This is a genomic window from Melioribacter sp. (assembly GCF_049325435.1).
Classification (GTDB): Bacteria; Bacteroidota; Ignavibacteria; order Ignavibacteriales; family Melioribacteraceae; genus Melioribacter; species Melioribacter roseus.
This window is the reverse complement of the sequence record NZ_JBMOLD010000010.1, coordinates 86,734-111,445: the sequence shown is the minus strand read 5'-3', so window position 1 is coordinate 111,445 and position 24,712 is coordinate 86,734. Positions and strand designations below refer to the sequence as shown.

The following is a 24,712-nucleotide window of genomic DNA, read 5'->3' as shown; positions in this document are numbered from 1 at the left end:
ATTCGCATATTATTCGAGAGCGAAAATATTCCGGTTGCTGCCGATTAAATGTCCGGGTTTTTCTAACGATTTATCGTATTCGCTTATTTTAAAAAGGGATATTAGATTTTGCAGCTTGTCGGTTAGACGGCTTAGATCTTCTGTAGCTTTGGCTATCTGATGAATTCCGTCGGCAGTCTGTTGTGTGACTGTATTGATACCTTCCATATTTTTGCCTATTTGTTCGGCGGCAGACGAAAGCTCTTCTGTGGCGGCGGCTACCTGAGTGGCAATATCCGCATTGCTTTTTGCTTCTTCTATAATTTGTTTTATGGTTTTACCTGCCTGTTCGGCCAATTCTCTTCCTTTTTGGACTTCATTAGTGCCTTCGTTCATTGAACTGACCGCCTCTTTTGTATCGTGCTGTATTTTGCGTATCATATCGGTTATTTCTTTGGTTGCTTTGGTAGTTCTTTCTGCAAGCTTACGGACTTCGTCTGCAACGACGGCGAAGCCTCTGCCTTGTTCGCCGGCGCGGGCGGCTTCGATAGCCGCATTTAGCGCAAGTAAATTTGTCTGGTCGGCGATTTCGTCGATTACGAGTACGATCTGTCCGATCTGCTCGCTGTTCTTACCCAGTTCATTAATTATTTTCGCCGATTTAGTTACGGCATTCGCAATATTCTGAGTCCCGACTATGGTATTTTCTACTGCTCTTCCGCCTTCGAGAGCGGCGTCGCCCGTGCGCCTTGCAATCTCCGATGCCGTGTTCGAATTTCGTGAAATGTCAATAATTGTTTTAGTTACCTGTTCTACGGCGCTGACAACGTCGTTTGTTTGAGAGCTTACTTCCTGCGCGCCTGCAGCCATCTCTTCGGTGCTGGACGATATTTGATTGCTGGCGCTGGCGGTTGCTTCAACAGCCTGAATAATGTTGTTGATTAAATTAGTGATATTTTTAACGGCTTTATTAAATCCCTTGAATAGCTTTCCTATGTCGTCGTCCTCCTTCTCCGGAACAACTTCGACAGTAAGATCGCCTTCGGCAAATTTGTCCATACTTTCCAGTAGCACCTTTGTACTGTCGGCGAGATATTTTTGTTGAGCTTCAACAAGCTGTTTCGCTTTTTCGGCTTCCGAAGCGGCTTCTTCTGCTTCTTTGCTCTTCAGTTCGATTTCTTGAATCGATTTGCGAATATTGTTAACCATTCTATTAAAATCATTGGCAAGGTTACCCAATTCGTCTTTGGTATTAATATCCACAGTTACATTTACGTCCCCTTCGGCGACTTTTTCCGCTGCCGCGCTCAGCTTATTCAGCGGGGTGGAAATTTTCTTTGCAATATAGTAACCGAAAATTAGCGAACCGATCGAAGCGAAAATTAGAATCTGGATAAAATGGAATCGAATGTCGGCAATCTCCGCTTCCACATCGTCAACATAAATTCCGCTGCCCACTATCCAGCCCCACTCTTTCATCCCTTTTACAAATGATATTTTGGGGACTGGTTCGGAAAATCCGGGTTTACTCCATCTGTAATTTACATAGCCTTCGCCTTCTCGCTTGGCAACTTCAGCCATCTTCACGAAGAGTTGCACTCCGTCCGGGTCTTTGTAGCTGCTCAGATCCTGTCCGTTCATTTCTTTCTTAATGGGATGCATAACCATACGGGGCGAGAAGTCATTAATCCAGAAATATTCGTTTTCATTGTATCGCAGATCCTGAACGAGCTCAATCGCGTTTTGTTTGGCTTCTTCTTCGCTAAGAATGCCTCTTTGATAAAGTTGATATTCTTTTTGAAGAATATTATAAGCGACTTCGACTGTGTGTTTTACGTTTTCTTTTTTATTGGTATAAAGAGTATCGCTTATTGTCGGCAGCAGAAACAAAAAGAAAACAAGATAAATTGTAAATAAGATTACGAACGATAGGGAAATGATTTTATAAAACACTTTCCAATCGTTGAATTTAATGAGTTTCATTTTTTCTTCCGTTTATATTGTTATTAAATAATTTCAAAAGAATAAATAAATTCCCGTTAGTACTCTCAGATTTGCAATTTCTTTGCTGTCGTAAACCTTTCCTTCGGAGCCGGTTGTACCGTATGCTGCGACAGTGTATTCAACTTCGCCCGCGATTCTGAGCTTGCCCGAATTAAATACAACGCGCGGAGAAATGCGATAAACGTAATCGATATTTGAACCTCGTGAATAGTATGCGGTAACGTTATTTTCCGCTCCGTTGTTTTGCGTGTACCCTGCGAACAGACCAATCTGAACGTCTTTACCGTAGCTCAAATCCGTCCAAACGGAATAGATATTCAGATTAGTAAAATTTTTAACTCCCGAGTTAATATCCGTTTCATTAACCGCATAACCTCCCAGCATTAACAGATCGAATAGATTTTGACCGTAAACGCCTTCAAGTTTAGCGGTAAAATCGCCGCTCGTAAGTTTTCCGAATGCAACTGCCGAGAAGCTCTGAACTTTGTTGTCTGAATAGAAGTTATTTTCCGAAGCTTTCTCCGGCAGTAGCGATTTATAATCGATGCCCGCTCCCAAAAGAAGATTATCGATATTAAAAGAAGCCTGAAAATGAAGCCCGGGAATGCCGGAGTTTCTTAAATAAATCGATGAGCTCCCCTCGGGACCGGGACTGGCAAAATCTCTTTGAGAATAAGCTGCAAATATAAACCTGGAAATACCGACTTTCTGAGTTATACGAAGCTGCGGATTCCTGGAGAACGGTTGAAACGGCGCTCCGGTATTAAAAGAGACTACGTCGGGAAATACTTCCGTTACAAACATCGGATGCCAGTATTGGCCGGCAAGCAACGAAGTATTTTCCCATTCAAGTTTTACAAATGCGTGACGTAACCTAAAACCGTTAATATCGCCTTCGGAATGACCGAAGAACGCGCCTTCAATAATTCCGCCGGTTTTTGCACCCAGCACATCGGGGGCTGTGATTTTCCCGGTTAAACGCGTCTGTATTGAAAGTATGTTAAATGAACCCCGGTCGTTAATTATTTTACCGTTGACGTCGTATTTGTCGTTCGAAGGATATAATAGAAAATGTCCTTCACGGGCGGTTATTACTTCATGTGTATCGTAGAAGAAATCTGTCTTCACGAAACCGTGAAAATCGACGCCCCAATTATTATTTTGAGATAAAAGCGCGCCGGGCAAAATTAACAGGCTAATTACAAATAAACGGATTATTTTTTTCATTGCTTCTCCTATATGACTTTTAAGCTTTTTGCCATTTTCATTATCGTAAGAAGCTGAATGGATTAAAGCGAAATGTTGTGTATGGCTTTATAAAGTTGTAAAGGGTTTAATATGAGATGTGAATCTACTTTTGTTAGTAATTAAAGAAATATAATTCGATGATTATTGATTTTTACAATATCATTGCAAAGTTTTCAATTTGCATCGATAGCATTAACTTATAATAATATAGTTCGGATAAATTATTCCGAATTATTTAATGCGAGAAGATCGGTCAGAATAGAAAATCCCGTTTCGATTTTACCGGCGCCTTTGCCTACTATGGTTACGTCTCCCAGCAAGTCGGTTGTAAACGTCAGCGCGTTCGTAGAACCCATAACTCCGGCAAGCGGATGATCGAGAGGAATTAACTCGGGTTTTACGTATGCCTTAATTTTGCCGTTCTTATTTTCGACCGAGCCGATTAATTTCCATCTTGCGTTTTTCTTCTTTGCCTCCGCTATTTCTTTCAGGGTGATTTTTGTAATGCCTTTACATTTTACTTCCGCCATGTTGAGATTTACGTTCATTAATACATTTGCCAGAATTGTTATTTTTGCTCGTGCGTCGTAACCTTTGACGTCGTTAGTGGGGTCGGCTTCGGCATATCCTAGCTTTTGAGCTTCCTTTAGCGCGTCTTCATAGCTCATCCCTTCTTCCATCTTAGTCAGAATATAATTTGTAGTGCCGTTGAGAATTCCTTTGGCGGAAATAATTTTGTTGCCTGCCAACGGTCCTTCTGCAAGGTTCAGAACGGGCGTGCCGCTTAGGACGGTTCCTTCGATCATAAATTTCACGCCGTTTTTATCTGCTAGTCTTTTTAGCCTTCGATATGCAAGGGCTGCGGGACCTTTATTGCTTGTAACTACGTGTTTCTTGTTTTTGAAGGCGGTCTCGCAATGCTTTATTGCAGGTTGTCCGTCTTTCAAATTAGTATACGCAAGTTCGCAAACGACGTCTGAATTCGACTTCTCAATCGTTTCAATGGCGCTCCAATCAACACGGTCTTTGATAAATTTACCTTTTTCTTTTACTTCTTTCAGCAGCCGTTTCAGGTTGAGTCCGTCCGGATTATATACGGAGCCGAATCTGAGATCGCTTACCGCCACAATCTCGTATCGGTAGTTGTATTTTTTTGCAAGTTCGTTTTTCTTGTTTATAAGTATTTCGCACAACCCCTGCGCTACCGTTCCAAAACCGATAAGTGCGATTTTTTGTTTCATAATTTTCTTTCTCGTTAAATGATTGAATGCAAAAATAACTTTCTTGATTCATTAATCCAAAAAAACAGACATCCCGTATGATGGTATGCATGGCGGCGAATAATTATACAATATTTTTTCAGAAAAAACTTGACATCGAATCAATTATAACTTATAATTGCATTCGAGTTATGGCTGAACATAATAAACATATTACAACCAATCAAATATCCGGCGGGCCACAAGCACACGCTATCGACAGCCTTAGTGTTTCTTTTAACTCATCTTTAGATACTAACCTTCTAGGGATTATTAATCTAATTATTATCAATATTATTAGCCTAGTGATTATACTAGGGTAATAATATTTAGTCAATCCCTAACAATAACATAATATAATTTTTAAGATAATTTAGGGATTGACTAAAACCCTAAAGGTATATCTAAAGTTATATTTTATTAAAAGTTAGAGGATTGAGATGAGATCCGATTTAATCAAAAAAGGTTTCGACAAAGCGCCGCACAGAAGTTTATTGAAAGCCACAGGCGTTATTAAATCCGACGAGGATTTTAATAAGCCGTTCATCGGCGTGTGCAATTCTTATATCGATTTAATTCCCGGACATGTTCACCTTCAAGAGTTTGGACGAATAGTTAAAGAGGAAGTGCGCAAAGCGGGCGGCGTTCCGTTTGAATTCAATACTATCGGAGTCGACGACGGCATTGCAATGGGTCATATCGGCATGCGGTATTCGCTTGCCAGCAGAGAATTAATAGCCGACAGCGTAGAAACCGTAGCCGAAGCTCATCGCCTCGACGGTTTGATCTGCATTCCGAATTGCGACAAAATTGTGCCCGGCATGCTGATGGCTGCGGTTAGACTCAATATTCCCACAATTTTTATATCCGGCGGTCCGATGAAAGCCGGTTACACTCCTTCGGGCGATGTGGTCGATTTGATTTCGGTTTTTGAAGGAGTCGGAAAATATTCGACCGGTGAAATTAACGACGACAAATTGAAAGAATTGGAAAATTTTGCATGCCCCACTTGCGGCTCTTGCAGCGGTATGTTTACCGCCAATTCAATGAACTGCCTCATGGAAGCGCTCGGAATCGCTTTGCCCGGCAACGGTTCGATCCTCGCAGTAGATCCCAAAAGACATGAACTTGCAAAACAGGCTGCCTCTAAAATTATCGACCTGATAAATAAAGATTTGAAACCAAGAGATATTATTACAAAGAAATCGATCCTTAATGCTTTTGCATTGGACATGGCAATGGGCGGAAGCACAAATACCGTATTGCACACCCTGGCTATCGCCAACGAAGCGGAAATCGATTTTGAACTGGATGAATTGAATAAACTGGCTCAAAGAGCGCCTTATATTTGTAAAGTTTCGCCTGCGACAAAAAGCGTGCATATGGAAGATGTGGATAGAGCTGGCGGAATATCTGCAATATTGAAAGAAATTTCGAAAATAGACGGACTACTTTATCTCGATTCCCCAACGGTTACTGGAAAAACTCTCGGCGAGAATATCGCAGAAGCCGAAATTAAAGACGGCAATGTTATCAGAACAGTAGACAATCCGTTCAGCAAAACAGGCGGACTGGCTGTGCTGTTCGGCAATCTGGCTCCTAACGGTTCGGTTGTAAAGACCGGCGCAGTCGACCCTAAAATGCTGGTTCATCGCGGACCGGCGGTTATTTTCGACTCGCAGGGCGAAGCTCTGGAAGGAATAAGAAACGGAAAAATTAAAGCGGGCGACGTTGTTGTTATCAGGTACGAAGGACCTAAAGGCGGACCGGGAATGCCCGAAATGCTTGCGCCTACAAGCGAAATTATGGGAATGGGCTTGGGAGATAAAGTCGCTTTGATAACCGACGGAAGATTCTCGGGAGGCACCAGAGGAGCTTGTATCGGACATGTATCGCCGGAAGCCGCCGTAAAAGGTCCGATCGCGGCGTTGAGAAACGGCGATATTATTTCGATTGATATCCCTAATTACAAGCTGAACGTGGAGCTTAGCCAGGAAGAAATCGAAAGGAGACTGGCTGAACTTCCTCCGTTCGAACCGAAAATTAAAAAAGGTTATTTGGCGCGCTATTCCAAAATGGTTACTTCCGCCAATACCGGCGCTATTTTAAGTATAAATATGAAAATCAATGAAAGGGGTAATTATGAATACCAAAAAAAATAAAATGTCCGGGGCTGATATTTTCTTTGAATGCCTTAAAAGGGAAGGCGTAGAATACGTCTTTGGATATCCCGGCGGCGCGGTTTTGCCTATCTACGAAAGGCTCTATGATATCGACTTTTTGAAACACATACTGGTGCGACACGAACAAGGCGCAACTCACATGGCCGAAGGGTACGCAAAAGCAACCGGCAAAGTCGGAGTCGTTCTCGTAACCTCAGGACCCGGCGCCACTAACACGGTTACGGGTATTACGGACGCTTATATGGATTCTGTGCCGATAGTTGTTTTTACCGGACAGGTGCCTACGCATTTAATCGGCAACGACGCTTTTCAGGAAGCCGACATTTGCGGTATTACCAGACCGATAACAAAACACAATTTTCTTGTAAGAGATATATCGGAGTTAGCCCCTACTATCAGGCAGGCGTTTTATATCGCCTCGACCGGCAGACCCGGACCGGTGGTTGTCGATTTGCCTAAAAACGTCATCAATAACATAACTGAATTTAATTACCCCGATAAAATAGATCTTAAAGGCTACAAGCCGAAAGTATTCGGTCATCAAAATCAAATTAAAAAAGCCGCTATGATGATTCAAAAAGCAAAAAGGCCCTTGCTTTATGTAGGCGGAGGCGTTATTATGTCCGGCGGCCACAGGGAATTGTATCTCCTTGCCAAAGAGAATAATTTGCCCGTTACAATGACATTGCAGGGCTTGGGCGCATTCCCGGGCACAGACCCTCAATCGCTCGGTATGCTCGGAATGCACGGCACTTACTGGGCAAATCAAGCAGTCAATAACTGCGATTTACTCATTTCGCTGGGCGCTCGATTCGACGACCGGGTAACGGGAAAAGTAGAAACGTTTGCCCGCAATGCATACAAAATTCACGTGGACATCGACCCGACTTGCATCGACAAAAACATCGTAGTCGATCTGCCGATAGTTGGCGACGTTAAACATGTAATGGCTGAACTTGCCTCGGAAATTACGCGTAAACCCGACCTCGACGAATGGTGGGAACAAATTAATAAATGGAAAAACGAGTGTCCGCTCGAATACGATATGTCCGACGGCAGATTGAGAGCTCAATTTGTAATTGAAAAATTATCCGAACTTACCAAAGGAGAAGCAGTCGTAGTTACGGACGTAGGCCAAAATCAAATGTGGACGGCGCAATATTATAAGTTTAATCATCCTCGCTCTCATATAACCAGCGGCGGTTTGGGAACTATGGGATTTGCTCTTCCCGCCGCAATCGGAGTCGCTTTCGGCGTAAAAGACCGTCCCGTAATTTCAATTAACGGCGACGGCGGCTTCCAGATGAATATTCAGGAATTGGCAACCGCAGTTTATTACAAACTGCCGATAAAAATTATTGTCCTTAATAACAGTTTCCTCGGAATGGTGCGGCAATGGCAGGAGCTTTTCCATGCGGAAAAATTCAGCTTTACCGACCTCTCGGATAGCAATCCAGATTTTGTAAAAGTAGCGGAAGCTTTCGGTGTCAAAGCTTATTCGACCGACAGTCCTCATAATGTCGAACCGCTGCTCAGGGAAATGCTCGACTATAATGACGGTCCCGTTATGGTCGAATTCAAAGTAGCTAAGGAAGACATGGTCTTTCCCATTGTGCCCGCAGGAGCTTCCATTAGCGATATGATTATTCGTAGATTAGACCCAAAGGAGATGATCTAAAATGATGCATATAATATCAGCGCTCGTAGAAAACAAATTCGGCGCTTTCAACAGAGTCGTTACTATGTTCAGCGCCAAAGGATACAATATTCATTCGATTTCCATCGGCGAAACCGAAGATCCTACTGTATCGAGAATGACTATCGTTACGGAAGGCGAAGACAAAGTTATAGAGCAGATTGTTAAGCAACTGAACAGACTGATAGACACAATAAAAATTATCGATATGACGCATCAACCGAAAGTGCAGCGCGAGTTGATGTTGATTACGGTATTCTATCAGAAAGGAACGCGTTCTGAAATTATCAATATCTGTGAAATTTTCAGGGGAAATGTCGTCGATATTAACAACAGAACAATTATGCTTGAAATTACAGGCCCGCCTGATAAAATCGACGCTGCCATTAACGTTCTCGAACCCTTTGGAATTAAAGAGATTGCGCGTTCGGGTACGGTCGTTCTACGGCGCGGCGAACAAATTAGAAAACTACCCAAGGAAAAAGAAGACGACCATAAAAAAATTAACGGAGATAAAAAATGAAAGTCTATTACGACCAGGATGCAAATCTGGACATACTAAAAGGGAAAAAAATTGCAGTAATGGGATACGGCAGTCAGGGACACGCTCATGCTCTCAATCTGAAAGACAGCGGAATGGATGTGGCAATCGGTTTGAGAAAATCATCATCCAGATGGAAAGAAGCCGAAGAAGCCGGTCTCAGAGTATTTACAGTTGACGAAGCCGCGAATTGGGCTGACGTTATTATGATTTTATTGCCGGATCAGAATCAAAAAGAAGTTTATGAAAGTCAAATTAAACCTTTTTTAAGAGAAGGAAAAACTCTGGCTTTTGCCCACGGCTTTAATATCCATTACAAGCAGATTGTCCCCCCGGAAAATATCGACGTTATAATGATCGCTCCCAAGGGGCCGGGGCATCTGGTGCGCCGTACTTTTCAGGAAGGCAGCGGCACTCCCTGTTTGATTGCAATTCATCAGGACTTTTCCGGACAGGCGCGCGATAAAGCCTTAGCCTGGGCAAAAGGAATAGGAGGAACTCGCGCAGGCGTTATCGAAACTACTTTCAAAGACGAAACCGAAACAGACCTGTTCGGTGAACAAGCCGTTCTGTGCGGCGGATCTGCCGAGCTGATCAAAGCAGGCTTTGAAACATTGGTCGAAGCGGGTTATCCCGCCGAACTGGCTTATTTCGAGTGTATGCACGAGCTTAAGTTGATTGTCGACCTCTACTACGAAGGCGGCCTAACGCGTATGAACTATTCGGTAAGCGACACCGCCGAATACGGAGGCATGACAAGAGGCACAAGAGTTATTAACAGCGATACTAAAAAAGTTATGAAAGAAATTCTGAACGAAATTCAAACCGGCAAATTTGCCGAGGAGTGGATTGAAGAAAATAAAAATGGTCAACCGACTTTAAATAAATTGAGAAAAGAAAACCAGGAACATCCAATTGAAAAAGTAGGAGCCAAATTACGCAGCATGATGAGCTGGCTCAAAAAAAATTAAAAGGGGAAATATATGTATCGGATAGCATTATTGCCGGGCGACGGCATCGGTCCCGAAGTCGTTAACTCAGCCGTTAAAGTACTTAAAGCCGCCGGAGAAAAATTTAACACGGAATTTGAATTTAAGATGGCGTTAATCGGCGGGTCTTCTTACGACAAATTCAAAACTCCGCTGACCGATGAAACTCTCGATGTATGTTACAGCTCCGATGTTGTTTTTCTTGGAGCCGTAGGAGGCCCTGAATGGGAAAATCTCGAGCATCATCTTAAACCCGAAGCGGCATTGCTCAAATTGAGGAAAGCCCTGGGCTTGTTTGCAAATTTAAGGCCTGCGAGAATTTATAACTCAATGCTCGAGAATTCATCGCTTAGAGCCGAAGTTCTTAAAGGAACCGACGTACTGATACTAAGGGAGCTTACCGGCGGTATCTATTTCGGCGAACCTCGCGGTTATGACGACGAGAAAGGCTTCAATACGATGGTTTATACAAAAGGGGAAGTCGAGAGAATCGCGCGTAAAGCGTTTGAACTTGCAAGACAACGCAATAAAAAAGTCACTTCCGTCGACAAAGCCAACGTTCTGGAAGTGTCGCAATTCTGGAGAAAAGTAGTAATGGACGTCCACAAGGAGTATCAGGACGTTCAGTTGAATCATATGTATGTCGACAATGCCGCAATGCAAATTGTAAGAGACCCGAAGCAATTCGACGTTATTTTGACTTCGAATCTGTTCGGAGATATTTTGAGCGATATAGCCGCAATGATAACCGGAAGTTTGGGAATGTTACCGTCGGCAAGCCTCGGGACCAAATATGCGTTATACGAGCCCGTTCACGGCAGCGCTCCGGACATTGCGGGAAAAGGAGTCGCCAATCCGATAGCGGCAATTTCGTCGGCTGCCATGATGCTAAAATATTCTTTCCAGATGGACAAAGCTTCGGAGATTATCGAAAATTCGATCGAAAACGTTCTGTCGAAAGGATACAGAACAAGAGACATCTTTAAAGAAGGAAATAAACTCGTTACTACTGAAGAGATGACCAACTTGATTATAGAAGAATTTGAAAAGATTGTGGCTACTCAGGCTATCAATGTTTTTACATTATGAAAAAGATATTAGCGGAGAAACAACATGAACGACAATAAAATACTGATATTCGATACAACATTAAGAGACGGCGAACAGTCGCCTGGCGCGTCGTTGAACGTCCATGAGAAAGTAGAAATTGCGCATCAGCTCGCTAAGCTAAATGTTGACGTAATCGAAGCGGGATTTCCTATTTCGTCGCCGGCGCAATTCGAAGCCGTAAAACGGATTGCCGAAGAGGTCGATTGCATTATCGCTGCCTTGTCCCGCGCAAACGAAAAAGACATTAAAGCTGCGGCAGATGCGCTGGCTTCAGCTCCGCGGAAAAGAATTCATACTTTTTCGAGCACTTCCGACTATCATATTCTCGGAAAATTCGGACACGAGCGTTACGGAAAAACACTTGAAGAGAAACGGAAGACAATAATTAAAATGTCGTACGACGCGGTGGCGTACGCCAAAACTTTTACCGATGACGTTGAATTTTCCGCTGAAGACGCAGGCAGAACCGATATCGGTTATCTCGCCGAAGTAATCGAGGCGGCAATCGAAGCAGGAGCCACTACGGTTAATATTCCTGACACAACAGGCTATACGCTGCCGTTCGAATTTGCGGCTAAAATAGCCGAATTGAAAAAAAGAGTAAAAAATATCGATAAAGCCATAATAAGCGTTCACTGCCATAACGATTTGGGACTTGCAGTAGCCAATTCAATCGCCGCAGTTCAAAGCGGCGCGCGACAGGTTGAATGCACTATAAACGGAATAGGCGAAAGAGCCGGCAACGCTTCGCTGGAAGAGTTCGTAATGGCTCTTAACGTAAGGAAAAACCTGCTTAATTTTTACACCGATATTAATACGAAAGAAATTTACAATACGAGCAAAATGGTTTCGGCTTTTACCGGGCTGCTTGTGCAGCGCAATAAAGCAATAGTGGGAGAAAACGCTTTTGCGCACGAATCAGGAATTCATCAGGACGGCGTTCTCAAAAGCCGCGAAACTTACGAAATTATGACACCCGAAAGCGTCGGTATTCCGAAAAATAATATTGTACTGGGCAGACATTCCGGAAGGCACGGTCTTAAAGTGCGTCTTCAGGAACTCGGCTATAAAGTGACCGACGAAGAACTCCAGAATATCTACAAAGCCTTTACCGAATTGGCTGACAAAAAGAAAGAAGTTTTTGACGACGATCTCAGAATGCTGATGGGAGACGAAATACAAAAAGATAACGACATATATGAACTCGAATATATTCAGGTTAATGCCGGTTCCAATCTTATTCCGAATGCGGTAGTAAAAATTAATTATAATGGCGAAATTTATTCTGAATCGGCAACCGGCGACGGTCCTGTAGACGCGGTTTTCAATGCTATTGAACGGGCTCTTTCTATAAATTCCGAAGTGGAATCTTACCAGGTGCGCTCGGTTACTTCGGGACGCGAAGCTATGGGCGAAGTTATTATAAGAATACGCAGCGGAAATAAATCCTTCATGGGAAGGGGTATTTCGACCGATATAATCGAAGCGAGCGCAAAAGCTTATTTGAGCGCGCTGAATCAAAAAGAAAAATATATGAATCAGACTTCACCTAAAAATAACGAATCAATTTCAGAAGTAATTTAATAAGGAAATAAATTATGGGCATGACTATAACCGAAAAAATTATGGCTAAATCCGCCGGTAAAAAAAGAGTTGAACCCGGCGAAAGCATATGGCTCAATGTGGATGTACTGATGACTCACGATGTATGCGGACCGCCTACAATCGATATTTGGAAAAGAGAGTTCGGCGATAAAGCAAAAATTTGGGATAAAGAAAAACTGGTCATCTTTCCCGACCACTATATTTTTACGAAAAATCCTCAGGCTAACCGTAACGTAAATATCCTGAGAGAATTTGCAAACGAATACAACGTGCCGAATTATTACGACGTAGGCACCGACCGTTACAAAGGAGTATGCCATATTGCGCTTGCGGAAGAAGGTTATAATCTGCCCGGAACCGTATTGTTCGGAACAGATTCGCACACATGTACATCCGGCGCCTTCGGCATGTTTTCGACGGGCGTTGGAAATACAGACGCCGCATTTATTCTCGGAACGGGAAAAATTTGGGAAAAAGTGCCCGAATCGCTCAAATTTATATTCGAAGGCAATATGCCGGAATATTTGACTGCAAAAGATTTGATTTTGATGATACTCGGAGACATTACAACCGACGGCGGCACCTACAGGGCTTTGGAATTCGACGGCGAAGCTATCTTTTCAATGCAAATGGACGAAAGAATGACCCTGACGAATATGGCAATCGAAGCCGGCGCCATGAACGGCATTATTAAAGCCGACGAAGTAACTGAAAAATACGTTAGAGAAAGAACTGACAAGCCGTACGAAATTTTCGAAAGCGACCCCGACGCAAAATACAGGGAGGTCTATCGTTATAATGTGAATGAAATTGAACCGTTGGTCGCCAAGCCGCATAGTCCGGATAACAGGGATACCGTCAGAAATGTAGCGGGCAGAAAATTGACCAAATGTTATATCGGCTCGTGTACCGGCGGTAAGTTAACGGATTTTTACAACGCTGCAAAAATTATTTTCGGCAATGAAGTTAAGACCCCGACTTTTATAGTGCCTGGCAGTACTTATGTGGCGCAGCAACTCGAAGTGGAAACAATCAACGGAATAACGTTGAAAGAAATTTTTGAAAAAGCCGGCTGTGTTATTGCACAGTCGTCGTGCGCTGCTTGTTTGGGCGGACCGGCCGACACTGTGGGAAGAGCTGCAGACGGCGAAGTAGTTATTTCGACTACCAACCGAAATTTCCCCGGCAGAATGGGCAGCAAAAAATCCGAAGTCTTTCTTGCGTCGCCTTTAACCGTTGCGGCTTCTGCAGTGACTGGCGTAATTACAGATCCGAGAGAATTTTTATAAAAAAATTACAGAGAATAAAAATGGAAAAAATAATTAAAGGCAGAGCATTTGTGCTTGGAGACAATATAGACACCGACCAGATTATTCCCGCCGAGCATCTGGTCTACAGTTTAAGCGATCCGGAAGAATCTAAAAATTACGGAAGATTTGCGCTTTCCGGCGTGCCTTTGAGTCAATCCGGTTTACCCAAAGGCGGCATTCCTTTTGTTGATGAAGGGCAATATCAAACAAAATATCAGATTATTATCGGCGGTTCGAACTTCGGATGCGGTTCGTCCCGCGAGCACGCTCCTTTTGCGCTTCAGGTTGCCGGAGCCAAAGCAATAATCGCCGAATCGTATGCCAGAATATTTTATCGCAACTGTGTCGACGGCGGCTTTGTTGTGCCGTATGAAACATCCCAAAAACTTAACGATAAAATCGAAACTGGAGACGAGCTCGAATTGGATCTTAACGGGAATACATTGCGGAATCTAACTAAAAACGAAACCTACCAGCTCAGACCGCTGGGAGATATATTGCCGATCATCGAAGCGGGAAATATTTTCGAATATGCCCGTCAAAATAATATGATTTAAAATTAGAGGAAGAAATTATGTTAGTAGAAATCTTTGATACTACATTACGCGACGGAACCCAGGGCGAAGGAGTTAACCTTTCGGTTCAGGACAAGTTGTTGATTGCAAAAAAACTCGATGAATTCGGAATCGATATTATTGAAGGCGGTTGGCCGGGAAGTAATCCAAAAGACGAGGAATTCTTCAAAAAAGCAAAAGAACTTGATCTTCAACACGCCAAACTATGCGCGTTCGGTTCCACCGCCAGATCAGTTAAAGACGTTGAATCCGATTACAATTTGAATACTCTCATTAATTCGGAAACGCCGATTATTACGATCTTTGGAAAAACCTGGAAACTTCATTCGCAAAAGGGTCTCGGATTGACGGACGCCGAAAACGAGGAACTTATCTATAAATCGGTTAAATATTTGAAATCGCACGGCAGAAGGGTTATCTTCGACGCAGAGCACTTTTTTGACGGTTTTAAAGACGATCCGGAGTTCGCGCTCAAGATGCTTGAGGCGGCGGTAAAAGGAGGCGCCGATACGCTGGTGTTATGCGATACAAACGGCGGCGCTTTGCCTGAAGAAGTCTATGAAATTACCAAAACCGTTAAGGAAAAATTCGACGTTAAAATCGGCATTCATACTCACAACGATTCCGAACTTGCCGTTGCAAATTCGCTGGCGGCTGTGAGAGCGGGAGCGCGTCATGTGCAGGGAACCGTCAACGGATTGGGCGAACGTTGCGGAAACGCTAATCTGTGCAGTATTATTCCGAATTTAATCTTAAAAATGAATTATGAAACAAATCAAAAATCCAATCTCGCCAGTCTGACTTCGGTATCGAATTACGTCTACGAAATTATGAATCTCCATCCGAATACTAGGGCTGCATTTACGGGCAAATCCGCCTTTGCCCACAAAGGCGGCGTTCATGTAAGCGCGGTTATGAAAGAAAGCAGAATGTATGAGCATATCGAGCCGGAATTGGTTGGTAATAAACAACGTGTGCTGGTATCGGATTTGTCGGGACAAAGCAACGTCCGTTATAAAGCCAAGGAGGTCGGAGTGGATATAGGAGACAATAAAGAGCTGAGTAAAAAAATTGTTAACCGTATAAAATCGCTCGAATACAACGGATATCAGTTCGACGGCGCGGAAGCTTCTTTCGAATTGTTGCTCAGAGCAGAAACCGATGAATTTTCGCCGTTCTTCAAAGTACTTGATTCCAAAGTAAATGTATTTTATGACGAAGAAGGACATTCGAATGCCGAAGCGGTACTCAAAATTGAAGTAAACGGCGAAATCGAACATACGGCGTCGGACGGCGACGGTCCAGTTAATGCTCTCGATAAAGCGCTTCGCAAAGCTCTTACCAGATTTTATCCGGAAGTCGCCGACATTAAATTGGTAGATTATAAGGTGAGAGTACTTGACGAAAAAGAAGGCACCGCAGCGAAAGTAAGGGTTATGATTGAATCGAGCGACGGTAAGGATGCCTGGGGAACTGTGGGAGTGTCTACAAATATTATCGAGGCGAGTTTTAAAGCTTTAAGCGACAGTATCAACTATAAGCTGTTTCAGTACTATAAGAACAAACAATTTATCGAAAAATAAATTCCGATAACGGGAAAATAAGCCCAATTACGGGCTTATTTCCCATTTAATTCCGAAAGTTCTTTTGAGCGTTTTTCGGCGTTAAGTAGTGCCGTTGCGAAAATTTCGTCGAATTTATTGTCCTTCATTGTTTTTAAAGCCGCTTCGGTCGTTCCGCCCTTGGAAGCGACTTTTCTGATAAGTTCATCCAACCCGGTATCCGAATTGTTCATTACATGAAATGCCCCGTGCATGGTATGCATCACCAGTAGATTTGCCAGACTTTCATCAAACCCCATTTTCTTCGCCGTATCCGTCATTATTTTAACTATATAATAGAAGTAAGCCGGACCGCTGCCGCTGAGCGCCGTAACTCCGTCCATTAAATTTTCATTCTCTATCATGAAAGTTCTTCCGGTCGTATTCAGAAGATTTTCCACTGTCGAGAGATGATGCACGTTAGCGTCTGATGAAGGAATGTATACCGTAATGCCCATGCCGAATTGAGCCGGCATATTAGGCATTGCCCTTACAATATATTTATGTCCGAGTTTTTCCTGGAGAGTGTCTAATTTCACGCCGGCAAGGATCGAAATTAAAAGTGTTTCGGGGGGGATTTTCCCTTTAAGCGAACCGGCTACGCCGATAAAATCCTGCGGTTTTACGGCAAGAATTAAAACATCGCACTGCATTGCATCGGGCGTAATTCCGGTTATGACTTTTCCCAGCTTCATCGAATTTAATTCTGTCGCATGTTTTTCGTCTTTTGCTATTAAAGTCAGGTCGTCAAATGTAGTCTTGTGATATTGTAAAAATGCGCGGGCATAAGTCAAACCCATGTTGCCGCAGCCGAGGATTGTGATTTTCATAATTATACCTTTTTAAAAGATTTGTGAATACAAATTTAGCGATTTTTTAAAAAAATTTTTATAAATTTGGAATTCTTAATTAGTAAAAAACTTAAAATAGCAGAAAAATCTATCTATATATTGCATTTTATTTAAAAGCGTCCTATATTTGATGCTCGCTTTTTGACATTATGTGGATAGATATATCTGGGCGGACGCCGGAGTTGGAGAGCCGGGGCGGACTGTAAATCCGTTGGCGAATGCCTTTGGGGGTTCGAATCCCTCGCCGCCCACTCCTTAAAACTCGGTATGAAATATCGGGATTTTTTTTGCATTTTAGATGTTCATTAAATATTGATGTTTCTATCTGGATTTTCGGAAGAAATCATTTCAAACGAAAATAAGATTTCCTGTTTTCTGTTTGAATGCGGGAGTAACTCAGTTGGTAGAGTCACAGCCTTCCAAGCTGTTGGTCGCGGGTTCGAGTCCCGTCTCCCGCTCTCGGATTTTTTCTTATATCGGTCGACTGTAGAAGAATAAAAGTCAACCGGAACTTGATCCTAAAAATTGAAATGCTGATGTAGCTCAGTTGGTAGAGCACTTCCTTGGTAAGGAAGAGGTCACCGGTTCAATCCCGGTCATCAGCTCAAGAGTAAAAAGCCGCTGCTTTTTTGTATTAAAAATATTAAACAATAAACTGAAGCAAAGTAAAATGGCCAAAGCAAAAAATATCAGACAAATCATAGTATTGGAAAGCTCTGCTGGAACCGGATATCGTTATACTACAACAAAAAATAAAAGAAATCACCCTGGCCGCGTAGAATACAAAAAGTACGACCCGGTTGTTAGAAAACACGTAATATTTAAGGAAACTAAATAATACGTCAGTAGCTCAATTGGCAGAGCAGCGGTCTCCAAAACCGCAGGCTGGGGGTTCGAGTCCCTCCTGACGTGCTAGCCATAAAAGTGTGCAATTATGAAAGAAAAAATTATCAACTTTGTTAATGACGTCGTCAAGGAGATGAAAAAAGTCACCTGGCCTACAAAAGAAGAATTGAAAGATTCTACTGTAGTTGTGGTCGTTGTATGCTTGATTTTAGCGCTTTTTACGTATGCTATCGATATGTCTCTTAATCAAATATTAAAAGGAATCTTTTAGAATTGGACGCCCAGTTAGGTAAATGGTATGTAGTCAGAACTTTTTCGGGACACGAAAACAAGGTAAAAACACTGATAGAAAACGAGCTCGAGGATAATGACTATTTAAGAGCCCGGATTCATGAAGTTCTCGTTCCGACGGAAAAAGTTTTTGAAGTAAAAGACGGAAAGAAGAAAACGAAGAAAAAGAATTTCTTTCCCGGCTATATACTTTTATGCGCCGACCTGGACGCTAAAGTTAAAGACTTTATTTTGAACACCCCGTCGGTAATGGGTTTTTTGGGTTCGCAAAAAACGCCGATTCCCTTGCAGCCCGACGAAGTAAAGAGAATTGTAGGCAGAATTTCGAAAGACGAGGATACCGAACGCACCGAAACTTTATTCCGAGCCGGAGATTACGTCAAAATCATCGACGGTCCGTTTAATAATTTTTCGGGAATTGTTGAAGAAGTTAACGAAGAAAAAATGAAAATAAAGGTCATGGTTTCGATTTTCGGGCGTAAAACGCCCGTCGAAATTGACTTTGCTCAAGCAGAATTAGAGAAATAATTAAGGTAGAACAATGGCAAAGAAAGTAGAAGGTTATATCAAGCTGCAGATTCCCGGAGGACAGGCTAATCCTTCGCCGCCGGTAGGCCCCGCGCTGGGTCAAAAAGGCGTTAATATTATGGAATTTTGTAAACAGTTTAACGCTAAAACCGCCGACAAACAGGGATTAATCATCCCGGTAGTTATTACTGTCTATACAGATAAATCATTTACGTTTATTACCAAAACGCCTCCTGCGGCAGTGCTTCTCAAAAAGGCTTTGAAACTCGACAAAGGTTCGCCTGAACCGAATAAAACCAAAGTTGGAAAAGTTACAAAAGATCAATTACGCGAAATTGCAGAATTGAAAATGCCCGACTTGAATGCTCACGATATCGAACATGCTATGAGCATGATTGCCGGCACCGCAAGAAGCATGGGAATTACAGTAGAAGAATAATAAAAACTTATAGTGGATGACATTATGAAAGTTTCAAAAAGAATGAAGTCTATAAAGGAGAAAGTCGAAGCTCAGAAAGAATATACTTTGAAGGAAGCGATCGATAAATTGAAAGAGCTTTCGAAGGTAAAATTTGACGAAACTCTCGACTGCGCTATCAGATTGGGCGTCGACCCGAGACATGCCGACCAGATGGTAAGAGGCACTGTCTCTCTTCCCCACGGAACGGGAAAAGATGTCAAAGTTCTTGTTATCGCCAAAGGCTCGAAAGCGCAGGAAGCTTTGGACGCTGGAGCGGATTATGCCGGATTCGAAGAATATTTAGAGAAAATTAAAGAAGGTTGGGCTGACGTCGACGTTGTGATTGCTACGCCCGATAGCATGGCTGAATTGGGTAAATTAGGCAAAATTCTGGGTCCGAAAGGGCTCATGCCCAATCCGAAAAGCGGCACTGTTACTCAGGATGTCGCCCAGGCGGTAAAAGAAGTTAAAGCCGGTAAAATCGAATTCCGCGTCGACAAAGCCGGTATTGTTCATACTCCGCTCGGCAAAATTTCCTTTGATACCGACAAACTTGTCGATAATGCCAGAGCTTTTCTCAATACAATTGTAAAAATGAAGCCTGCTTCGGCTAAGGGTCAATATATTAAAAGTATCTACTTGTCTTCTACAATGGGACCCGGCTTGAAAATAAGCAAAGACGAAGTGGCTTCCACATAACAAAGATTACGCACTCACCCGTATTTCTATACGGGTTTTATTTATAAATGCTTCTTAAGCCGAACGATGTAATAACTGATACGGGAGAATGATGAAAAAAGCGAAAAAATACGAGGTCGTAGAGCAGATTAAAGAACTTGTAAGTAATTCTACGGCAATCTACTTAGTGGATTACAAAGGAGTTAATGTTGAAGATATCAATAAACTCCGTTCCACATTCAAAAAAGAAGGCGTTACTTACAAGGTATTCAAAAATACTCTCTTCAAAAAAGCCCTCGAAGATTTAGGCGGTTACGAACAGCTTTATGATCAATTCGTCGGTATGACGGGAGTGGCGTTCGCAGGAGAAAATTTTGTTGCGCCGGCTAAAATCATCAAAAAATATTTTGATGAAACCGGCAAATTCCAGTTCAAAGGATGCTACCTCGAATCGAATTTCTACCCCGCCGACCAGTTGAACACATTGGCTTCGATGCCGTCCAAGGAAGAGTTGATTGCCGGAATTATCGGAAGTATAAACTCCCCGGCTTCAGGAATCGTCGGCGCAATCAATGCGGTTATGCGCGACATAGTCAGCCTTGTTGACGAGATTTCCAAGAAAAAAGCAGCATAATTTTTAAGATTATAATTAAGAAATAGGAGATATAAAAATGTCAGAAAAAATTGCAGAAATTGTTGAAAAAATCAAAGCCCTTACGCTTGTTGAAGCGGCAGAATTAAAGAAAGCTCTCGAAGACGAATTCGGCGTTACCGCCGCAGCTCCTGTTGTTATGGCCGGCGGAGTAGCTGCAGGCGGCGACGCAGCTCCTGCAGAAGAAAAAACTGAATTCGACGTTATTCTTGAAAGCGCAGGCGCCACCAAAATTAACGTTATTAAAGTTGTCCGCGCTCATACTTCTCTCGGACTCAAAGAAGCAAAAGATCTGGTTGACAGCGCTCCGAAACCGATTAAAGAAGGCGTTTCCAAAGAAGAAGCCGAAAAAATCAAGAAGGAATTGGAAGAAGCCGGCGCTACAGTCACAATTAAGTAATTATACGATTTTCCTGGAAAATCATATTAATTTTTGAAGTGGTAAAACGGAATTCCCGGGTTACCACTTTCTTTCATTTATTGAAAGAGCCTAATAAATCATCGGAGGTTAGGATTGGAAAAACAAAAGATAAATAAAATTAACGGACGCATTACGTTTGGTAAGATTTCGCCTGCTCTTAAAGTGCCAGATTTGTTGAATATTCAACTTGAATCGTTTGAGGAATTCTTACAGCTTTCAGTGCCGCCTTCACAGAGAGAAAACAAAGGACTGCAGGCTGTTTTCAATCAAAATTTTCCCATTCTCGACAATAAAGAATTTTATCGACTCGATTTTATCGAATATCACATCGAAAAGCCACGCTTCTCGATAGCCGAGTGCGAGGAAAGAGGATTGACCTATTCGGCGCCTCTGAAAGCAAAATTGCGACTTTCAACCAAAGACAGCGAAACCGAAGAGTTTATCAATACAGTCGAGCAGGAAGTATATCTCGGCAACTTGCCTTTTATGACTGAAAAAGGTACGTTCGTCATTAACGGAGCCGAACGCGTTATTGTCAGTCAGCTCCACCGCTCGCCGGGCGTTGCATTTGCTCAAACATTCCATCCGAACGGAACGCCGATCTATTCCGCTCGTATTATTCCATTCAGAGGTTCGTGGGTCGAATTTGCCACAGACATTAACAATATACTTTATGTTTATATCGACAGAAGGAAGAAATTCCCTTCTACTACTCTGTTGAGAGCGCTGGGTTACGAAACCGACGAACAGATTCTGAATCTTTTCAATTTAATCGAAGAAGTTGCTGTTAAAAAACTTGACCCGGAAGTCCACTCCGGACGTATTGCCGCAGACGATGTTATCGATTTGCAAACTGGAGAGATTTACGTTTCGAAAGACGAAGAATTGAACGAAGAAATTATCGATAATATTAAAAAGTCCACGCTGCAGGTAGTTAAACTAATAACCTCCGAAACTTCAGTTGAACAAGACCTTATTATAAATACACTTAAAAAAGATACTGCAAAAACCAAAGAAGAAGCTCTATTTGCAATCTACAGACAATTAAGAACGGGCGAAGCTCCAGATATCGAAACCGCCCTTGGGCTTCTCGACAAGCTATTTTTTAACGACAAGAGATACGATCTGGGCGATGTAGGCCGTTTCAGAATGAACGATAAGCTCGGTTTGAATGTCGATGAAAGCGTTAGAGTGTTGACTGTTGAAGATATCGTTGCCATTATGAAAAACATTATTATGCTCAAGAACGGAAACGTAAGCGTTGACGACATCGACCATCTGGGCAACAGACGAGTTAGAACAATCGGCGAGCAGCTTCAGCAGCAATATAATATCGGACTCGCCAGAATGGCTCGTACAATCAAAGAACGCATGAACATGCGCGATAACGAAAATATGCAGCCTCAGGACCTGGTCAATGCCAGAACGGTCAGCAGCGTTATCAATGCGTTTTTCGGTACGAACCAGTTGTCCCAATTTATGGATCAAACGAATCCTCTTTCCGAAATAACTCATAAGAGGAGAATCTCCGCTCTCGGACCTGGAGGACTTACTAGAGAACGCGCCGGATTCGAAGTGCGCGACGTTCACCATTCGCATTACGGACGACTCTGTCCGATCGAAACGCCCGAAGGTCCCAATATCGGTCTTATATCGTCGTTGACAATTTATGCAAGAGTAAACCATTACGGATTCCTCGAAACTCCTTATCGTAAAGTTAAGGACGGAAGAGTTACAAATCAGATAGAATATTTGAGCGCGGATCAGGAAGATCAATACATTATTGCTCAGGCAAACGCTCCGATCGACGAGCAGGGCAGATTCATACTCGACAGAGTAAAATGCCGCTTGAAAGACGAATATCCCGTAGTGCCGCCGAGCGAAGTTCAGTATATGGACGTGGCTCCGGCTCAAATAGTTAGCGCGGCGGCTTCTCTGATTCCGTTCCTCGAGCACGACGACGCTAACCGCGCATTGATGGGTTCGAACATGCAACGCCAGGCGGTGCCGTTGTTAGTGCCGGAAGCGCCGATTGTCGGAACCGGAATGGAATATAAAGTCGCTCGCGATTCCAGAGCCGTTATTGTCGCCGAAAAAAACGGCATTGTAGAATTTGCCGACGCAGAAAAAATTATTGTCGCTTACGATACCGATTTGGCGGAAGACGAAGCTCTTGTAAGTTTTGACAGCGAAAGAAAAGTTGAATATAAATTGACAAAGTTTGCCGGCACGAACCAGGAAACTTGTTTCAATCAAAAGCCGCGTGTAGTGTCGGGACAAAGAGTTAAAAAAGGAGATATACTGGCAGACGGTCCTTCGGTTGAAAACGGAGAACTGGCGCTCGGCAGAAATATTTCCGTTGCATTCATGCCCTGGCGCGGATATAACTTTGAGGACGCTATAATAATTAGCGAACGCCTCGTTGCCGACGACGTATTTACTTCGATTCATATTGAAGAATTCGAACTTCAGGTGCGCGAGACCAAACGCGGTCAGGAAGAACTGACGAGAGATATACCTAACGTTAGCGAAGAAGCCACCAAGGATCTGGACGAAAACGGTATTATAAGAGAAGGCGCAGAAGTTAAAGAAGGAGATATCCTTATCGGTAAAATTACTCCTAAAGGCGAATCCGATCCTACTCCGGAAGAAAAACTTTTGAAAGCAATATTCGGAGACAAAGCCGGCGACGTAAAAGACGCTTCTCTTAAAGCGCCTCCGGGACTCAAAGGCGTCGTTATTAAAACGCGTCTCTTCAGCAGAAAGAAAAAAGACGCCGAAGCGAAAAAGCTCGAGAAAAAACAACTCGAAACTCTCGATCTGGAATATCAACGCAAAAAAGACGCTTATTACAATAAATTAGTCGAAAAGCTGACCGCTTTGACGCTTGGAAAAACTACAACCGGCATTCGCGATCTGGATGGCAGCGTTGTAATTCGCAGCGGAACTGCCATCAAAGAATCGACTTTTTCCGAAATGGACGACGTAACAAAACTCGATTATACAAAAGATTGGTTCGATAAACCTAAGACAAATGAATTGATTAAAAAACTCTTCTCGAATTATTTCGGACTCCTTGCCGAAATTGAAGAAGATTTCAAGAGAGAACGCCTCAAAATTCAATCGGGCGACGAACTGCCTCCGGGAATTACTCAGCTTGCCAAAGTATACGTTGCCAAGAAGAGAAAAATTCAGGTTGGCGATAAAATGGCGGGCAGACACGGTAACAAAGGCGTTGTTGCAAAAGTTGTTCCCGTTGAAGATATGCCCTATCACGAAGACGGCACTCCGGTCGACATAGTTCTCAATCCGCTGGGCGTGCCTTCCCGTATGAATATCGGACAGTTATATGAAACAGCTCTCGGCTGGGTAGGAAAGAAACTCGGCGTTAAGTTCGAGACCCCGATTTTCGACGGCGCAGGCGTTAACGACGTGGAAGAATGGCTCAAGAAAGCCGAACTTTCCGAAGGAAGCAAAACCTGGCTTTACGACGGACGCACAGGCGAACGTTTCCATCAGAAAGTAACCTGCGGGTATATTTATATGATGAAACTCGGTCATATGGTCGACGATAAAATTCATGCCCGTTCGATTGGACCTTACTCGCTTATTACTCAACAGCCCTTAGGCGGTAAAGCTCAGTTCGGCGGACAGAGATTCGGTGAAATGGAAGTGTGGGCTCTCGAAGGATATGGCGCTGCTCACGTGCTTCAGGAAATCTTGACGGTTAAAAGCGACGATGTAACAGGCAGAGCTAAGACTTACGAAGCTATTGTTAAAGGCGAAAACATTCCGGACCCCAATATTCCGGAAGCCTTCAATGTTATGATTAAGGAATTGCAAGGTCTGGGTCTGAATATCAAAATTAATTGATTAACCGTGTGA

General features: G+C 43.0%; 21 protein-coding genes and 4 tRNA genes. 21 read left to right on the top strand and 4 right to left on the bottom strand.

Annotated features, from left to right (window positions below; all coding sequences use genetic code 11):
- Nucleotides 1–9 precede the first annotated feature (9 nt).
- The 3 genes from ACOYVE_RS07260 to ACOYVE_RS07250 form a co-directional block, all read right to left on the bottom strand.
- Nucleotides 10–1,962 (bottom strand): methyl-accepting chemotaxis protein, encoded by a 1,953-nt coding sequence (locus ACOYVE_RS07260; protein ID WP_014854924.1) that lies wholly within the window; start codon nt 1,960–1,962, stop codon nt 10–12.
- A gap of 33 nt (nt 1,963–1,995) precedes the next feature.
- Nucleotides 1,996–3,210 (bottom strand): hypothetical protein, encoded by a 1,215-nt coding sequence (locus ACOYVE_RS07255; protein ID WP_014854923.1) that lies wholly within the window; start codon nt 3,208–3,210, stop codon nt 1,996–1,998.
- A gap of 242 nt (nt 3,211–3,452) precedes the next feature.
- On the bottom strand, nt 3,453–4,508 hold the full coding sequence (locus ACOYVE_RS07250) for a homoserine dehydrogenase (protein ID WP_333782439.1): 1,056 nt from the start codon (nt 4,506–4,508) through the stop codon (nt 3,453–3,455).
- 422 nt (nt 4,509–4,930) lie between these two features.
- Between ACOYVE_RS07250 and ilvD the strand changes: the two genes are divergently transcribed.
- The 9 genes from ilvD to cimA are packed head-to-tail and all read left to right on the top strand — an operon-like array spanning nt 4,931 to nt 16,082.
- On the top strand, nt 4,931–6,652 hold the full coding sequence (gene ilvD, locus ACOYVE_RS07245; protein WP_422881422.1) for a dihydroxy-acid dehydratase: 1,722 nt from the start codon (nt 4,931–4,933) through the stop codon (nt 6,650–6,652).
- The gene (ilvB, locus tag ACOYVE_RS07240) at nt 6,633–8,351 is read left to right on the top strand and encodes a biosynthetic-type acetolactate synthase large subunit (RefSeq protein ID WP_422881421.1); all 1,719 of its coding nucleotides are present in this window, start codon (nt 6,633–6,635) and stop codon (nt 8,349–8,351) included. The genes ilvD and ilvB overlap by 20 nt, the downstream gene beginning before the upstream one ends.
- A 1-nt stretch (nt 8,352) precedes the next feature.
- Nucleotides 8,353–8,892: an acetolactate synthase small subunit gene (gene ilvN, locus ACOYVE_RS07235; RefSeq protein ID WP_422881419.1), complete on the top strand. Its 540-nt coding sequence runs from the start codon at nt 8,353–8,355 to the stop codon at nt 8,890–8,892.
- Complete coding sequence (ilvC, locus tag ACOYVE_RS07230) at nt 8,889–9,881, top strand: ketol-acid reductoisomerase (protein WP_422881417.1); 993 nt, start codon at nt 8,889–8,891, stop codon at nt 9,879–9,881. Before ilvN ends, ilvC begins: the two co-directional genes overlap by 4 nt.
- A gap of 12 nt (nt 9,882–9,893) precedes the next feature.
- Entirely contained in the window at nt 9,894–10,988 is a 1,095-nt protein-coding gene (leuB, locus tag ACOYVE_RS07225; RefSeq protein WP_422881416.1) for a 3-isopropylmalate dehydrogenase, read from the top strand.
- Nucleotides 10,989–11,012: 24 nt separating this feature from the next.
- Nucleotides 11,013–12,593 (top strand): 2-isopropylmalate synthase, encoded by a 1,581-nt coding sequence (locus ACOYVE_RS07220; protein WP_422881414.1) that lies wholly within the window; start codon nt 11,013–11,015, stop codon nt 12,591–12,593.
- Nucleotides 12,594–12,607: 14 nt separating this feature from the next.
- Nucleotides 12,608–13,903 (top strand): 3-isopropylmalate dehydratase large subunit, encoded by a 1,296-nt coding sequence (locus ACOYVE_RS07215; RefSeq protein WP_422881412.1) that lies wholly within the window; start codon nt 12,608–12,610, stop codon nt 13,901–13,903.
- Between the two features lie 20 nt (nt 13,904–13,923).
- Complete coding sequence (locus tag ACOYVE_RS07210) at nt 13,924–14,481, top strand: 3-isopropylmalate dehydratase small subunit (RefSeq protein ID WP_014854914.1); 558 nt, start codon at nt 13,924–13,926, stop codon at nt 14,479–14,481.
- A 17-nt stretch (nt 14,482–14,498) separates the two neighbouring features.
- Entirely contained in the window at nt 14,499–16,082 is a 1,584-nt protein-coding gene (gene cimA / locus ACOYVE_RS07205) for a citramalate synthase (RefSeq protein WP_014854913.1), read from the top strand.
- Between the two features lie 35 nt (nt 16,083–16,117).
- Here the strand turns inward: cimA and proC are convergent, their stop codons facing one another.
- Complete coding sequence (proC, locus tag ACOYVE_RS07200; RefSeq protein ID WP_014854912.1) at nt 16,118–16,930, bottom strand: pyrroline-5-carboxylate reductase; 813 nt, start codon at nt 16,928–16,930, stop codon at nt 16,118–16,120.
- 188 nt (nt 16,931–17,118) lie between these two features.
- Between proC and ACOYVE_RS07195 the strand changes: the two genes are divergently transcribed.
- The 12 genes from ACOYVE_RS07195 to rpoB all read left to right on the top strand — a co-directional run bounded on the left by ACOYVE_RS07195 (nt 17,119) and on the right by rpoB (nt 24,700).
- Nucleotides 17,119–17,202 (top strand) — tRNA-Tyr (locus ACOYVE_RS07195).
- A 134-nt stretch (nt 17,203–17,336) separates the two neighbouring features.
- Nucleotides 17,337–17,409, top strand: a tRNA-Gly gene (locus tag ACOYVE_RS07190).
- Between the two features lie 74 nt (nt 17,410–17,483).
- Nucleotides 17,484–17,556 (top strand) — tRNA-Thr (locus tag ACOYVE_RS07185).
- A 65-nt stretch (nt 17,557–17,621) separates the two neighbouring features.
- Complete coding sequence (rpmG, locus tag ACOYVE_RS07180) at nt 17,622–17,789, top strand: 50S ribosomal protein L33 (RefSeq protein ID WP_014854911.1); 168 nt, start codon at nt 17,622–17,624, stop codon at nt 17,787–17,789.
- Between the two features lies 1 nt (nt 17,790).
- A tRNA-Trp gene (locus ACOYVE_RS07175) sits at nt 17,791–17,863 on the top strand.
- A gap of 67 nt (nt 17,864–17,930) precedes the next feature.
- Nucleotides 17,931–18,068 (top strand): preprotein translocase subunit SecE, encoded by a 138-nt coding sequence (gene secE, locus ACOYVE_RS07170; RefSeq protein ID WP_408606237.1) that lies wholly within the window; start codon nt 17,931–17,933, stop codon nt 18,066–18,068.
- 2 nt (nt 18,069–18,070) lie between these two features.
- On the top strand, nt 18,071–18,616 hold the full coding sequence (gene nusG, locus ACOYVE_RS07165; RefSeq protein WP_014854909.1) for a transcription termination/antitermination protein NusG: 546 nt from the start codon (nt 18,071–18,073) through the stop codon (nt 18,614–18,616).
- Between the two features lie 13 nt (nt 18,617–18,629).
- Nucleotides 18,630–19,055 carry a 50S ribosomal protein L11 gene (gene rplK, locus ACOYVE_RS07160; protein ID WP_014854908.1) on the top strand — a complete coding sequence of 142 codons (426 nt, stop codon included), beginning with the start codon at nt 18,630–18,632 and terminating at the stop codon, nt 19,053–19,055.
- Between the two features lie 24 nt (nt 19,056–19,079).
- The gene (rplA, locus tag ACOYVE_RS07155; protein WP_014854907.1) at nt 19,080–19,775 is read left to right on the top strand and encodes a 50S ribosomal protein L1; all 696 of its coding nucleotides are present in this window, start codon (nt 19,080–19,082) and stop codon (nt 19,773–19,775) included.
- 88 nt (nt 19,776–19,863) lie between these two features.
- Nucleotides 19,864–20,388, top strand: coding sequence for a 50S ribosomal protein L10 (gene rplJ / locus ACOYVE_RS07150; protein ID WP_226990961.1), 525 nt, complete (start codon nt 19,864–19,866; stop codon nt 20,386–20,388).
- Nucleotides 20,389–20,425: 37 nt separating this feature from the next.
- Entirely contained in the window at nt 20,426–20,806 is a 381-nt protein-coding gene (gene rplL, locus ACOYVE_RS07145) for a 50S ribosomal protein L7/L12 (protein ID WP_014854905.1), read from the top strand.
- Nucleotides 20,807–20,920: 114 nt separating this feature from the next.
- The gene (gene rpoB / locus ACOYVE_RS07140) at nt 20,921–24,700 is read left to right on the top strand and encodes a DNA-directed RNA polymerase subunit beta (protein ID WP_014854904.1); all 3,780 of its coding nucleotides are present in this window, start codon (nt 20,921–20,923) and stop codon (nt 24,698–24,700) included.
- The last annotated feature ends 12 nt before the right edge of the window (nt 24,701–24,712 follow it).

What these genes read in the sequence shown, in the direction of transcription:
- rplA (WP_014854907.1), top strand. Translation starts at nt 19,080, where the DNA reads ATGAAAGTTTCAAAAAGAATGAAGTCTATAAAGGAGAAAGTCGAAGCT.
- proC (WP_014854912.1), bottom strand. Translation starts at nt 16,930, where the DNA reads ATGAAAATCACAATCCTCGGCTGCGGCAACATGGGTTTGACTTATGCC.
- leuB (WP_422881416.1), top strand. Translation starts at nt 9,894, where the DNA reads ATGTATCGGATAGCATTATTGCCGGGCGACGGCATCGGTCCCGAAGTC.
- rplJ (WP_226990961.1), top strand. Translation starts at nt 19,864, where the DNA reads ATGATGAAAAAAGCGAAAAAATACGAGGTCGTAGAGCAGATTAAAGAA.
- rplL (WP_014854905.1), top strand. Translation starts at nt 20,426, where the DNA reads ATGTCAGAAAAAATTGCAGAAATTGTTGAAAAAATCAAAGCCCTTACG.
- ACOYVE_RS07255 (WP_014854923.1), bottom strand. Translation starts at nt 3,210, where the DNA reads ATGAAAAAAATAATCCGTTTATTTGTAATTAGCCTGTTAATTTTGCCC.
- ACOYVE_RS07210 (WP_014854914.1), top strand. Translation starts at nt 13,924, where the DNA reads ATGGAAAAAATAATTAAAGGCAGAGCATTTGTGCTTGGAGACAATATA.
- ACOYVE_RS07220 (WP_422881414.1), top strand. Translation starts at nt 11,013, where the DNA reads ATGAACGACAATAAAATACTGATATTCGATACAACATTAAGAGACGGC.
- ilvC (WP_422881417.1), top strand. Translation starts at nt 8,889, where the DNA reads ATGAAAGTCTATTACGACCAGGATGCAAATCTGGACATACTAAAAGGG.
- rpmG (WP_014854911.1), top strand. Translation starts at nt 17,622, where the DNA reads ATGGCCAAAGCAAAAAATATCAGACAAATCATAGTATTGGAAAGCTCT.
- cimA (WP_014854913.1), top strand. Translation starts at nt 14,499, where the DNA reads ATGTTAGTAGAAATCTTTGATACTACATTACGCGACGGAACCCAGGGC.
- ilvN (WP_422881419.1), top strand. Translation starts at nt 8,353, where the DNA reads ATGATGCATATAATATCAGCGCTCGTAGAAAACAAATTCGGCGCTTTC.
- secE (WP_408606237.1), top strand. Translation starts at nt 17,931, where the DNA reads ATGAAAAAAGTCACCTGGCCTACAAAAGAAGAATTGAAAGATTCTACT.
- ilvD (WP_422881422.1), top strand. Translation starts at nt 4,931, where the DNA reads ATGAGATCCGATTTAATCAAAAAAGGTTTCGACAAAGCGCCGCACAGA.
- ACOYVE_RS07215 (WP_422881412.1), top strand. Translation starts at nt 12,608, where the DNA reads ATGGGCATGACTATAACCGAAAAAATTATGGCTAAATCCGCCGGTAAA.
- ilvB (WP_422881421.1), top strand. Translation starts at nt 6,633, where the DNA reads ATGAATACCAAAAAAAATAAAATGTCCGGGGCTGATATTTTCTTTGAA.
- rplK (WP_014854908.1), top strand. Translation starts at nt 18,630, where the DNA reads ATGGCAAAGAAAGTAGAAGGTTATATCAAGCTGCAGATTCCCGGAGGA.
- ACOYVE_RS07260 (WP_014854924.1), bottom strand. Translation starts at nt 1,962, where the DNA reads ATGAAACTCATTAAATTCAACGATTGGAAAGTGTTTTATAAAATCATT.